Source organism: Pseudomonas ekonensis, assembly GCF_019145435.1.
Lineage (GTDB): Bacteria > Pseudomonadota > Gammaproteobacteria > Pseudomonadales > Pseudomonadaceae > Aquipseudomonas > Aquipseudomonas ekonensis.
In genome coordinates, this window is record NZ_JAHSTS010000002.1 from 1,583,235 (window position 1) to 1,596,154 (window position 12,920).

The window sequence follows — 12,920 nt, forward strand, 5'->3', positions numbered from 1 at the left end:
GCGGCCATGCTACTCCATCGGTACCGGGCCTGGCTGTTCAAAAGGGCTTGTCGAAGGTGATTTTCGGCTCTTTCCACGGGCCCTTGACCGTGTACTTGACGCTGGCGAACCGCGCCACGCGGTCGCCGATCAGCTTGTCGATCAGGAACAGCGCGCCGCCGACCGCCGGCGCTCCCACGATCAGCGCTGCGATCGGCAGGTTGTTGGTCACCGGCAAGGTCACCAGCAGCCGGGCGTCCACCTGGTCGCCGACCAGGTCCAGGGTGCCGTTGAGCTCAATGTTGCTCGACGGCCCGGTCAGCAGGATCGGTTCACGGGTCACGTAGACGCCGTTGGTCGCCACCAGCAGGCCCTTCACCCGGTCATAGCTCAAGCCTTTGCCGAACAGGTCGGAGAAGTCCAGGCGCAGGCGCCGGCCGATGGAGTTGAAGTTGAGCAGGCCGAACACCCGCAGCGCCTGGGCGCCGCCCTCCACCTCGACGAACTGGCCCTTGTTCAGCGACGCATCGAGGGTGCCGGAGAAGCGCTTGGTCGCCAGCCACGCCGGCGAGCCCGGCCAGCGGCCGTCGACGTCCATGTGAAACTCTTCGCTGGTCACGCTCGGCGCGAACCCCCAGCCCTTGAGCACGTCGGCGAGGTTCTTGCCGCCGATCCGGCCTTTGTACCAACTGCTGGTGGCGCCCGGCGTACCTTCCCAGCCGCCGCTGCCCTGCAGCAGGATGCCCTTGAGGCCCAGGTCTAGGTTGCTCAGGGCGATGCCCTTGGCGGTCGGCCGCACTTTGAGCGACCAGCCGCCCACCAGGTCCTGGCCCTGGAACAGTTGGTTGACGGTGATGTCCAGCGCCGGAATCTTGCTCGGATCGACCGAGGCCAGAGGATCGGGCGCGTTTTCGTCAGCCTGCACCGCCGGATCCGGCGCCGGCAGGCGCACGTATTGCAGGTTCACCGCGATCGGTGCGCCATTGGCGTCGGGGATCGCGACCGTGCCCTTGGCCTGCCGGCTGTCCAGCGCCAGCGCCCAGGCACCCGCCTTGCGGTTGAGCTGCACCGACGCCTGATCCAGCGTGGTGCCGAACGCCGTAAGCCTGTCGACCTTGAAATCGGCGCTGCTCAGCAGTTGCCTGGCGCTGCCGCCCGGATCCTTGCCGGCGTACTTGTCCACCAGATCCTGCCACGGTTTGACGTCCAGTTCCGACAGCACGCCGCGCACCCGCAGCCCCTTGCCGCCGGGCAACACCGCCTCGCCCGCGCCGAGGAACAGCTCCCCGCGGCCGTCGGCGAAATTGCCCGGCGGCGCCGCGAAGGTGAAATTGGCCAACTGATCGTAATTGACCCAGTAGCGCCGCTCCGGCCCTTGCAGGGTCATGCGGAACACCGTGTCGCGCCCGGTGCTGGCCGGCATGCCGAAGGGCGCCGGCAGATCCACCGCCACGCCCTTGAGGCTGGAGCTGACCATCAACTGGCTGTCGGCGCCGTCCAGGTTCACCTGCAACTGATAGGGAACCGTACCGGACACCGGCAACGGTTGGGTCACACCGAGCCAGTCGGTGAGTTTCTTCACCTCGACCTGCCCGGAGGCGGCCACGCGGGTCTTGAGCCGGCCCGGGCCGCCGTCGGCGAAGATCTGCGCGGTCACCGGCTTGTCGAACGCCCGCGCAGCGATGTTCTGCCCGCTCAGGCCCTTGGCGCTGTCGAACCGGAAATCGCCCTTGAGCTGGGTCAGCTCAAGCTTGGGCTCGGCCAGCTTCAGCCGCGCGTTGGCCGGCTTGAAGTCGACGAGGATCTTCGGCGCATCGCCCTTGGCCAGCGGCACGTCCAGCTTCAGCTTGCCGGTCAGTTCGCCCTCGCCTTCCCAGCCGGCGAAGGTCTCGGCGGTGCCGATCGGCGCTTCCTGAAGAATCTTCAGGCCGTCGCCCAGTCCGCCGGCGAACGCGCCGTCGAGGAGCAAATGGCTGTGTTCGCCTTCCGGCGCGTGGGGAATGTTGACGAACACGTCGCTGACCTGGGTGTCGAGCAACTGGCCCTTCTGCGCCACGATCCGGATGCCGCTGTCTTCGATGAACACGTCGCCGCTGACCTTGCTCACATGAGGCCAGCCCGGCTGGAACGCGAGTTCGGCGTCATGCACCTTGAAGAACAGGCTGATGCTGCGGTCCGCGTCGGCCGCGCCCTTGTTCAGCGACCCCTGGTACTGGAAGAAGCCCTGATCCACCGCACCCTTGAGGATCGCGGTGCGCAGCCATTCGTCGACGGCCGGGTTGAGGACCTGGGGCAGGTACTTGGCGGTGTAGCGTCCGTCGCCGTCCACCAGGCCGACGCGCAAGTCCATGTAGTCTTCCTGGTCGTGCTCAAAATGCAGGCGGATCAGGAAGTCGCCGGCGATCTTGCCCTCTTCGCCCAGCACCTTCAGGTACGGCGCGATCAGGGTGAAGCCTTCCTTGTCGAGCTTCCAGGTCAAGCGGGCGTTGGCCTGGATGTATTGCCACGGCTTGGCGAAGATCGGGTCCAGGTGCAGGACAAAGTCCTTGCTGTCCATCCGCAACTCGCCGCCGCCCAAGTTGCCGCTGAGGCTGCCGCTGACGTTCCGCGCCGCCGGGGCGCCGTGGTAGGCGTCGAAGCCGACCCGGTCGAGGTTGGCGGCGAAGCTGAACCGCGAGTCGTCGGTGGCGTTGGGGCGCACATCCAGCAGCACGTTGCGCAGTCCGCCGGTCACCTTCAGGCGCTCGACCACCGTGGCGAACCCTTGCGGCAATGGCCCCAGGGCATTGAGCAACGGCGTGATCGGCGTCAGGTCGACCCGGTCGGCCTGCAGGTGCCACAGTTCTTCGGCCTTGTCGCTGGCGGCGGTCTGCTTGATCTGCACTCGGGATTCCCAGCGGGTTTCGCCGAAGTTCATCGCCAGGGAATCGAGGGTGACGGTGGCGCCGTCGCGGTTGCGCTCGTAGTAAGCGTTGAGGGCCAGGTTGTCGATCCGGATCGGCTTGCGCTCGGCATAGGCGCCGGTCAGCTGCGGCGCGTTCAGGCGCAGGGCGGCGCTCTGCAGCGTTCCTTCGCGCCAGTCGATCCACAGTTCGCCGCCGGCCTTGATCTGGGAGAAATTCCACTGCTGGGTCAGGCGCTCCGGCAACCATTTGGCCCAGTCGCTCTGCGGCAGGCTCAGGTAGCCCTCCACGGCGCTGTCCTGCCACTGGCCGGCGCGGATCCGCGTGCGCAGGCTGGTCGCCACCGGCTGGCCGTCGGGCAGGGTCAGGCGCACGTCCAGCCGCTGGCGGACGGCGCCGGTCTTGAGGTTGAGGCCGACGTAGGTGAAGGTCAGCGGCGCGTGATCGAGCGGCTGCAAGGTCACCTGGCTGTCGAGCACGGACAGCTGCTGCACGATCTGCATGCGGTCGAACAATTGCTGCGGATCCAGCGGCTGGTCCTGCTTGACCGGCAACCCTTCCAGGGCCCAACTGCCGTCTTCGCCTTCCTTGAGGCTGATCTTCAGGCCGTTGAGTTCGAGGTGGGCGATGCGCACTTCCCGGGCCAACAGGCTGGCCCACAGATCAGGCACGGCACGCACCCGATCCAGGCGCAGGGTATTGGCGCCCTCGCCGACCGTCACGTCGTGGGCCAGCAGGATCGGCGCGAATCCGCTCCAATCGCCTTCGAGCTCGCCGATCTGCAGCGGCATGCCGAGGGCGGCGCCGGCCTTCTGCTCGACGTCGGCGCGGTACTCGGCCACCAGCGGCGCCAGTTCCCGGCCGAGGCTGACGTACAACGCCATCAACACCAGTGCCAGCGCGCACAGGCCCAATCCCCAGCGGGTGAGTGCGGCCAGAATACGGGTCAGACGCTCCATGTCAGTTGGCTCCCATGGCAAAAAAACTGCGAAAAGCTGAGGCCAGCCGTTTCAGGACAAAGGCGACGCAGGGGATCAGAGCAGCACCACGTCATATTGTTCCTGGGAATACATGGTTTCTACCTGAAAGCGTATGGTGCGGCCAATGAACGCTTCAAGCTCGGCAACGTTGCCGGACTCTTCGTCGAGCAGCCGATCCACCACTTTCTGGTTCGCCAGCACGCGATAGCCCTCGGCCTGATAGGCTCGGGCCTCGCGCAGGATCTCACGGAAAATCTCGTAACAAACGGTTTCCGGGGTCTTCAGCTTGCCGCGCCCCTGGCAACTGCTGCACGGCTCGCACAGCACTTGCTCAAGGCTCTCGCGGGTGCGCTTGCGGGTCATCTGCACCAGACCCAGTTCGGTGATGCCGATGATGTTGGTCTTGGCGTGGTCGCGCTCCAGTTGCTTTTCCAGGGTGCGCAGCACCTGGCGCTGGTGCTCTTCGTCTTCCATGTCGATGAAGTCGATGATGATGATCCCGCCCAGGTTGCGCAGGCGCAGTTGCCGGGCGATCGCGGTGGCGGCTTCGAGGTTGGTCTTGAAGATGGTCTCTTCGAGGTTGCGGTGGCCGACGAACGCTCCGGTGTTCACGTCGATGGTGGTCATGGCTTCCGCCGGATCCACCACCAGATAGCCGCCGGACTTGAGCGGCACCTTGCGCTCCAGGGCCTTCTGGATCTCGTCCTCTACGCCGTACAGGTCGAAGATCGGCCGCTCGCCCGGGTAATGCTCCAGGCGGTCGGCGATCTCCGGCATCAGTTCGGCGACGAACTGCGTGGTTTTCTGGAAGGTCTCCCGGGAGTCGATGCGGATCTTCTCGATCTTCGGGCTGACCAGGTCGCGCAGCGTGCGCAGGGCCAGGCCGAGATCCTCGTAGATCACGTTCGGCGCGCCGATGGTCTTGATCTGGGCGCTGATCTGGTCCCAGAGCCTGCGCAGGTAGCGGATGTCCATCAGGATCTCGTCGGCCCCGGCGCCTTCGGCGGCGGTGCGCAGGATGAAGCCGCCGGCTTCCTTGATGTCTTCCTTGGCCACGCAGTCGCTGACCACCTGCTTGAGGCGTTCGCGCTCGGCTTCGTCCTCGATCTTCAGGGAAATGCCGACATGGGCGGTGCGCGGCATGTAGACCAGATAACGCGACGGGATCGACAGCTGGGTGGTCAGGCGCGCCCCTTTCGAGCCGATGGGGTCCTTGGTCACCTGCACCACCAGGCTCTGGCCTTCGTGCACCAGGGCGCCGATGCTCTCCACCGCCGGCCCTTCGCGCAGGGAGATTTCCGAGGCGTGGATGAACGCGGCGCGGTCCAGGCCGATATCGACGAACGCCGCCTGCATGCCCGGCAGCACGCGCACGACCTTGCCTTTGTAGATGTTGCCGACGATCCCGCGTTTTTGCGTGCGCTCGACATGCACTTCTTGCAGCACACCGTTTTCGACCACCGCCACGCGCGATTCCATCGGCGTGATGTTGATCAGGATCTCTTCACTCATGGCAGGGTCTCGTTCAGGCGTGTTCACGGTAATGGCCGCATCTTGATCCGCACGGCGCTCACTGCGCGTTCAGGGTTTGCCAACAGGGTATGCCGAAATGGCCCAGCAGTTCTGCGGTTTCGCACAACGGCAAACCGACGACCGCCGAATAGCTGCCGTCCAGGCCCGCCACGAACACCGCGCCGAGGCCCTGGATGCCGTAGCCGCCGGCCTTGTCCCGGGGTTCGCCGCTGGCCCAGTAGGCGACGGCCTCCGTTTGGCCGATCGCGCGGAAACGCACCCGGCTGCGCACCACTTGCGACTCGCAGCGGCCGTCCTCGACCAAGGCGATCGCCGTCAGCACTTCATGCTCCCTGCCGGACAACATCATCAGCATGGCGCATGCATCGGCTTCGTCCACCGGTTTGCCGAGAATTTTGCCGTCCAGCACCACGGCGGTGTCGGCCCCCAGCACGCAGCCCCCGTCGCTCGAACCGACGGCACGGCGGCCGGCCTCGGCCTTGCCGCGGGCCAGGCGCTCGACATAGGCGGACGGGGTTTCATGGGGTGACGGGGTTTCGTCGATGTCCGCGCTGACGGCGGTGAACGGCACGCCGATCTGCGTGAGCAGTTCACGCCGGCGCGGTGAGCCGGAGGCGAGGTAAAGCGGCTTCATCAAGACATCTCCCTGTTTGGTGCCCTGCCTCGCACATGCCATTTCCGTTTGGCGAGGCAAGGCGCCGTCACGGGCGCATGCCTGGGCAGATCAATTGATTTTGTAGCGGCGGCGCAACCCACGCAAAGCGAAGCTGACCCAAGGCCAGAGCAACGCGCTGACCAGCGCCGGCAGCACCAGCGCCAGCGTCGGCTGACGGTTGCCGGTCAAGGCGCTGAGCCACAGCTGAACCAGTTGCGCGAGGCCGAAGATCACCAGGATCACCAGGCTCTGCTGCCACATCGGGAACATCCGCAGGCGCTGCTGCAACGACAGCACCAGGAACGTGATCAGGGTCAGGATCAAGGCGTTCTGCCCCAGCAGCGTGCCGTACAGCACGTCTTCGGCCAACCCCAGGCAAAACGCGGTGACCATGCCGACCCTCTGCGGCAAGGCCAGCGCCCAGAACGCCAGCAGCAGGGCCAGCCACAGCGGGCGCAGGATTTCCATGAACTGCGGCAACGGCGAAACGCTGAGCAGCATGCCGATGAAGAACGTCAGCCAGACCATCCAGCCGTTACGGGAAGCGGTGGCCCCGACCATTATTCCTGTCTCCCGGTGGTGGCTGGCGCAGCGGCCGGCGGTTTGGCCGCCGGTCGCGCAGCAGGCTGGGCGGCCGGTGGCTTGGCGGCGGTGGCGGCTGGCGGTTTCGTGGCGGCCGGGGCCGACGCCGGCGGCTTGCCGGCCGCAGGCTTGGCCGGGGTTGCGGCCGTTGGGGCCGCAGCGGCCGGGCTGGCCGCCGCCGGGGTCGCCGCAGGCACCGTGACCGGCTTGGGCACGGTCGCCGGAATCACCGGGCCGCCACCGAGGGCGTCGAGGTTTTCCTGGGCCTGGGCCGCGTCGTTCGCGCGCTCTTCGGCGGTGCGGTTGTCGCTGAACACCAGCAGCATGTAGCGGCTGCGGTTCAGGGCGGCGGTCGGCACGGCACGGACGATGGCGAACGGCTGGCCGGAATCGTGGATCACTTCCTTGACCGTCGCCACCGGGTAGCCGGCCGGGAAACGCTGGCCCAGGCCGGAGCTGACCAGCAGGTCGCCTTCCTTGATGTCGGCGGTGTCGGCCACATGGCGCAGTTCCAGGCGCTCCGGGTTGCCGGTGCCGCTGGCGATGGCCCGCAGGCCGTTGCGGTTCACCTGCACCGGGATGCTGTGGGTGGAGTCGGTCAGCAGCAGCACGCGGGAGGTGTACGGCATCAGCTCGACCACCTGGCCCATCAGGCCGCGGGCGTCGAGCACCGGCTGGCCGAGCACCACGCCGTCGCGCTCGCCCTTGTTGATGATGATGCGGTGGGTGAACGGGTTCGGGTCCATGCCGATCAGTTCGGCGACCTCGACCTTCTCGTTGACCAGCGCTGACGAGTTCAGCAACTCGCGCAGGCGCACGTTCTGCTCGGTGAGGGCGGCCAGCTTCTGCAGGCGGCCCTGCAGCAGCAGGTTCTCGGTCTTGAGTTTTTCGTTGTCGGCGATCAGCTCGGTGCGGCTGCCGAACTGGCTGGCGACACCGTCCCAGAGCCGTCCGGGCAGGTCGGTGATCCAGTAGGCGTCCATCAGCACCAGCGACATCTGGCTGCGCGCAGGCTTGAGCAGACTGAAGCGGGCATCGACCACCATCAGCGCGACCGACAGCACGGCCAGCACCAGCAGGCGCACGCCCAATGAGGGGCCCTTGGCGAAAAGCGGTTTAATAGGCCGCTCCTTCCGGGCAGATGTTCTGTTTATTCATACGGCATCAAACCGGCCTGGATGAAAACTGACAGAAGATAAACGCCGACAGGCAGCACTGCAAAGTGCTGCCTGTGCGTTCACCCACGTATTGCGCCCGGCGACTTATTCGCTGGAGAGCAGGTCCATGGTGTGCTTGTCCATCATTTCCAAAGCACGGCCGCCGCCACGGGCAACGCAGGTCAGCGGGTCTTCGGCGACGATCACCGGCAGACCGGTTTCCTGGGCCAGCAGCTTGTCCAGGTCACGCAGCAGCGCGCCGCCGCCGGTCAGCACCAGGCCGCGCTCGGCGATGTCGGAAGCCAGTTCCGGAGGCGATTGCTCCAGGGCGCTCTTCACGGCCTGAACGATGGTCGCCAGGGACTCTTGCAGAGCCTCCAGCACTTCGTTGGAGTTCAGGGTGAATGCGCGCGGAACGCCTTCGGCCAGGTTGCGGCCGCGGACGTCGACTTCACGGACTTCGCCGCCCGGGTAGGCGGTGCCGATTTCCTGCTTGATGCGCTCGGCGGTGGATTCGCCGATCAGGCTGCCGTAGTTGCGGCGCACGTAGGTGATGATCGCTTCGTCGAAGCGGTCGCCGCCGACGCGGACGGATTCGGCGTAGACCACACCGTTCAGGGAGATCAACGCGATCTCGGTGGTGCCGCCGCCGATGTCGACGACCATCGAGCCGCGGGCCTCTTCGACCGGCAGGCCGGCACCGATCGCAGCAGCCATCGGCTCTTCGATCAGGAACACTTCGCGGGCACCGGCGCCGAGGGCCGATTCACGGATGGCACGACGCTCGACCTGGGTGGACTTGCACGGAACGCAGATCAGCACGCGAGGGCTGGGCTGCAGGAAGCTGTTTTCGTGAACCTTGTTGATAAAGTATTGCAGCATCTTTTCGCAGACGCTGAAGTCGGCGATCACGCCGTCCTTCATCGGACGAATGGCGGCAATGTTGCCCGGCGTACGGCCGAGCATGCGCTTGGCTTCGGTGCCGACAGCCACGACACTTTTCTGGTTACCGTGTGTCCGGATGGCCACAACCGATGGCTCGTTCAGGACGATACCGCGCTCGCGCACGTAAATAAGGGTGTTGGCAGTGCCCAGGTCAATGGAAAGATCGCTGGAAAACATGCCACGCAGTTTCTTGAACATGGGAAAGGGACCCTAGGCAACGCGTGGGTAAAAAAGTGCGGCAAACTCTAACAACGACAGGGATTTTGGGCAAGGCGCCAATATGTTAAATTGGCCGCTTTTCTGCGCACCAAGCCCCACAATCGCGGCCTTATGACCGTAGAAGTGCGGTAGTGTTCCGACAATCTAACACAGGGACGCCGTCCGTCCTGTTTTCCACTGGAGAATCCCGATGGCGCTAGAACGCTCCGACGTGGAAAAAATCGCTCATCTGGCCTGCCTGGGCCTCAATGAAGCCGATCTTCCACACATCACTTCGGCCCTCAACAGCATCCTGGGGCTGGTCGACGAAATGCAGGCCGTCGACACCGACGGCATCGAGCCGCTGGCCCACCCGCTGGAAGCCAGCCAGCGCCTGCGCGCCGACGTCGTCACCGAAAGCAATCACCGCGAGGCCTATCAGTCCATCGCACCAGCGGTCGAAAACGGCCTGTACCTGGTTCCGAAAGTCATCGACTAAAGGGAAAGAGCCTGCAATGCATCACATGACTCTGGCCGAGATCGCCCGCGGTCTGGCCGACAAGAAGTTTTCCTCCGAAGAGCTGACCAAGGCCCTGCTGGCGCGCATCGCCCAGCTCGACCCTCAGATCAACAGCTTCATCAGCCTCACCCAAGAGCTGGCCCTGGCCCAGGCGAAAGCCGCCGACGCCCGCCGCGCCAACGGTGAGAGCGGCGCCCTGCTCGGCGCGCCGATCGCCCACAAGGACCTGTTCTGCACCCAGGGCATCCGCACCAGCTGCGGCTCGAAGATGCTCGACAACTTCAAGGCCCCGTACGACGCCACCGTGGTCGCCAAGCTGGCCGCCGCCGGCACCGTGACCCTGGGCAAGACCAACATGGACGAATTCGCCATGGGTTCGGCCAACGAGTCGAGCTGGTACGGCGCGGTGAAGAACCCGTGGAACCTGGAGCACGTGCCGGGCGGTTCGTCCGGCGGTTCCGCCGCCGCCGTGGCCGCGCGCCTGCTGCCGGCCGCCACCGCCACCGACACCGGCGGCTCGATCCGCCAGCCTGCGGCGTTCACCAACCTGACCGGCCTGAAGCCGACCTACGGCCGCGTTTCGCGCTGGGGCATGATCGCCTACGCGTCGAGCCTCGACCAGGGCGGCCCGCTGGCCCGCACCGCCGAAGACTGCGCGATCCTGCTGCAGGGCATGGCCGGGTTCGACCCGAACGACTCCACCAGCATCGACGAGCCGGTGCCGGACTACACCGCCGGCCTCAACGGCTCGCTGCAGGGCCTGCGCATCGGCGTGCCGAAGGAATACTTCGGCGCCGGCCTCGACCCGCGCATCGCCGAACTGGTCCAGAACAGCATCCAGCAGCTGCAGAAGCTCGGTGCCGTGATCAAGGAAATCAGCCTGCCGAACATGCAGCACGCGATTCCGGCGTACTACGTGATCGCCCCGGCGGAAGCCTCTTCCAACCTGTCGCGTTTCGACGGCGTGCGCTTCGGCCACCGCTGCGAAGCCCCGAAGAACCTGGAAGACCTGTACAAGCGCTCCCGCGGCGAAGGCTTCGGCGCGGAAGTGCAGCGCCGGATCATGGTCGGCGCCTACGCGCTGTCCGCCGGCTACTACGACGCCTACTACCTGAAGGCGCAGAAGATCCGCCGCCTGGTGAAAAACGATTTCATGGCCGCGTTCAATGACGTCGACGTCATCCTCGGCCCGACCACGCCGAACCCGGCCTGGAAGCTCGGCGCCAAGAACAGCGATCCGGTCGCCGCGTACCTGGAAGACGTCTACACCATCACCGCCAACCTCGCGGGCCTGCCGGGCCTGTCGATGCCGGCCGGTTTCGTCGACGGCCTGCCGGTCGGCGTGCAGCTGCTCGCTCCGTATTTCCAGGAAGGTCGCCTGTTGAACGTCGCCCACCAGTATCAGCTCAACACTGACTGGCACACCCGCACCCCAACCGGCTTCTGAGGAGACGCACATGCAATGGGAAGTCGTGATCGGGCTGGAGATTCACACCCAGCTCACCACCCGGTCGAAAATCTTTTCCGGTAGTTCCACCACCTTCGGTTCCGAGCCGAACACCCAGGCCAGCCTGATCGACCTGGGCATGCCCGGCGTGCTGCCGGTGCTCAACCAGGAAGCCGTGCGCATGGCCGTGATGTTCGGCCAGGCGATCGACGCCGAGATCGGCCAGCACAACGTGTTCGCCCGCAAGAACTACTTCTATCCGGACCTGCCCAAGGGCTACCAGATCAGCCAGATGGAGCTGCCGATCGTCGGCAAGGGCCACCTGGACATCGCCCTGGAGGACGGCACGGTCAAGCGCGTCGGCATCACCCGCGCCCACCTTGAGGAAGACGCCGGCAAGAGCCTGCACGAAGAGTTCGGCGGCGCCACCGGCATCGACCTGAACCGCGCCGGCACGCCGCTGCTGGAGATCGTCTCCGAACCGGACATGCGCAGCGCCAAGGAAGCCGTGGCCTACGTCAAGGCGATCCACGCGCTGGTGCGCTACCTGGGCATCTGCGACGGCAACATGGCCGAAGGCTCGCTGCGCTGCGACTGCAACGTGTCGATCCGCCCCAAAGGCCAGGCCGAGTTCGGCACCCGCTGCGAGATCAAGAACGTCAACTCGTTCCGCTTCATCGAGAAGGCGATCAACTCCGAGATCCAGCGCCAGATCGACCTGATCGAAGACGGCGGCAAGGTGATCCAGCAGACCCGCCTGTACGACCCGAACAAGGACGAGACCCGCCCGATGCGCAGCAAGGAGGAAGCCAACGACTACCGTTACTTCCCCGATCCGGACCTGCTGCCGGTGGTCATCGAGCAAGCCTACCTGGACGAGGTGCGCGCCACCCTGCCGGAACTGCCGCCGCAGAAGCGCGAGCGCTTCCAGAGCCAGTTCGGCCTGTCGGCCTACGATGCAAACGTGCTGGCCACCAGCCGCGAGCAGGCGGACTACTTCGAACAGGTCGCGGGCATCAGCGGCGACGCCAAGCTGGCGGCGAACTGGGTGATGGTCGAGCTGGGCAGCCTGCTCAACAAGCAAGGCCTGGACATCGAGCAGTCGCCGGTCTCGGCCGAGCTGCTGGGCGGCATGCTGCAGCGCATCAAGGACAACACCATCTCCGGCAAGATCGCCAAGGTGGTGTTCGAAGCGATGGCCAACGGTGAAGGCAGCGCGGACGAGATCATCGACAAGCGCGGCCTCAAGCAAGTGACCGACACCGGCGCGATCTCCGCGGTGCTGGACGAAATGCTCGCCGCCAACGCCGAGCAGGTCGAGCAGTACCGTGCGGCGGACGAAGCCAAGCGCGGCAAGATGTTCGGCTTCTTCGTCGGCCAGGCCATGAAGGCGTCCAAGGGCAAGGCCAACCCGCAGCAAGTGAACGAACTGCTCAAAAGCAAGCTCGAAGGCTGACCACAATGGAGCCGGATTCCAATCTAGGCTCCAGTCCCTGTGGGAGCCCGCCTGCTGGCGATGACGGACTGACATTCAGCCTCCGGTTGTCTGTCGTTGCGCAATCGCCGGCGGGTTGGCTCCCGCAACTGTTTTCGGGAACCCTTCGAATGAAGCGCCTGCTCTTGAGTTGCGCCCTGCTTTCCTTGCTGGCCGGTTGCGCCAGCTCCGGCACCATCGACCCGCACGGTTACGACCAGACCGGCGTCGCCTCCTATTACGGCGCCAAGCACCACGGCAAACGCACCGCCAGCGGTGAGCCGTTCAACCAGAATGCCTTGACCGCCGCCCACCGCCAGCTGCCGTTCGGCACGCGGGTGAAGGTCACCAACCTGAAAAACGACAGATCCTGCGTCGTGCGCATCAACGACCGCGGCCCGCACACCCGCGGGCGCCTGATCGACCTTTCGCGCGAAGCCGCGCAGCGCCTGGGCATGATCGGCAGCGGCACCGCCCGGGTACGGGTGCAGGCCCTCGAAGACTGATGGAGCGCCGACCATTTTCGCCTTAGCCGAGCTGCCCCTGA

10 protein-coding genes are annotated in these 12,920 nt (G+C 65.7%); 4 read left to right on the plus strand and 6 right to left on the minus strand.

From position 1 onward, the window contains the following. Positions 1-37 precede the first annotated feature (37 nt). The 6 genes from KVG96_RS20355 to mreB all read right to left on the minus strand — a co-directional run bounded on the left by KVG96_RS20355 (position 38) and on the right by mreB (position 8,932). A complete protein-coding gene (locus KVG96_RS20355; RefSeq protein WP_217893658.1) occupies positions 38-3,841 on the minus strand; it encodes a YhdP family protein in 3,804 nt (1,267 codons plus the stop codon). Between the two features lie 75 nt (positions 3,842-3,916). Then, complete coding sequence (rng, locus tag KVG96_RS20360) at positions 3,917-5,374, minus strand: ribonuclease G (protein WP_217893659.1); 1,458 nt, start codon at positions 5,372-5,374, stop codon at positions 3,917-3,919. A 58-nt stretch (positions 5,375-5,432) separates the two neighbouring features. Continuing rightward, the gene (locus KVG96_RS20365; RefSeq protein WP_217893660.1) at positions 5,433-6,029 is read right to left on the minus strand and encodes a Maf family protein; all 597 of its coding nucleotides are present in this window, start codon (positions 6,027-6,029) and stop codon (positions 5,433-5,435) included. Positions 6,030-6,119: 90 nt separating this feature from the next. Further along, positions 6,120-6,611: a rod shape-determining protein MreD gene (gene mreD, locus KVG96_RS20370; protein WP_217893661.1), complete on the minus strand. Its 492-nt coding sequence runs from the start codon at positions 6,609-6,611 to the stop codon at positions 6,120-6,122. Continuing rightward, positions 6,611-7,753, minus strand: coding sequence for a rod shape-determining protein MreC (gene mreC, locus KVG96_RS20375; RefSeq protein ID WP_217894256.1), 1,143 nt, complete (start codon positions 7,751-7,753; stop codon positions 6,611-6,613). Before mreC ends, mreD begins: the two co-directional genes overlap by 1 nt. Positions 7,754-7,894: 141 nt before the next feature. Then, positions 7,895-8,932, minus strand: a complete 1,038-nt coding sequence (gene mreB, locus KVG96_RS20380) for a rod shape-determining protein MreB (protein ID WP_002555108.1) — start codon at positions 8,930-8,932, stop codon at positions 7,895-7,897. A gap of 211 nt (positions 8,933-9,143) precedes the next feature. Here mreB and gatC point away from each other — a divergent pair, with 211 nt between their 5' ends. From gatC to KVG96_RS20400, 4 genes are all read left to right on the plus strand, one after another. Continuing rightward, entirely contained in the window at positions 9,144-9,431 is a 288-nt protein-coding gene (gene gatC, locus KVG96_RS20385; protein ID WP_020297123.1) for an Asp-tRNA(Asn)/Glu-tRNA(Gln) amidotransferase subunit GatC, read from the plus strand. Between the two features lie 16 nt (positions 9,432-9,447). Further along, positions 9,448-10,899, plus strand: a complete 1,452-nt coding sequence (gene gatA / locus KVG96_RS20390; protein ID WP_217893662.1) for an Asp-tRNA(Asn)/Glu-tRNA(Gln) amidotransferase subunit GatA — start codon at positions 9,448-9,450, stop codon at positions 10,897-10,899. Positions 10,900-10,909: 10 nt separating this feature from the next. Next, on the plus strand, positions 10,910-12,355 hold the full coding sequence (gene gatB / locus KVG96_RS20395; RefSeq protein ID WP_217893663.1) for an Asp-tRNA(Asn)/Glu-tRNA(Gln) amidotransferase subunit GatB: 1,446 nt from the start codon (positions 10,910-10,912) through the stop codon (positions 12,353-12,355). A gap of 149 nt (positions 12,356-12,504) precedes the next feature. Then, positions 12,505-12,879 carry a septal ring lytic transglycosylase RlpA family protein gene (locus tag KVG96_RS20400; RefSeq protein ID WP_085578558.1) on the plus strand — a complete coding sequence of 125 codons (375 nt, stop codon included), beginning with the start codon at positions 12,505-12,507 and terminating at the stop codon, positions 12,877-12,879. The last annotated feature ends 41 nt before the right edge of the window (positions 12,880-12,920 follow it).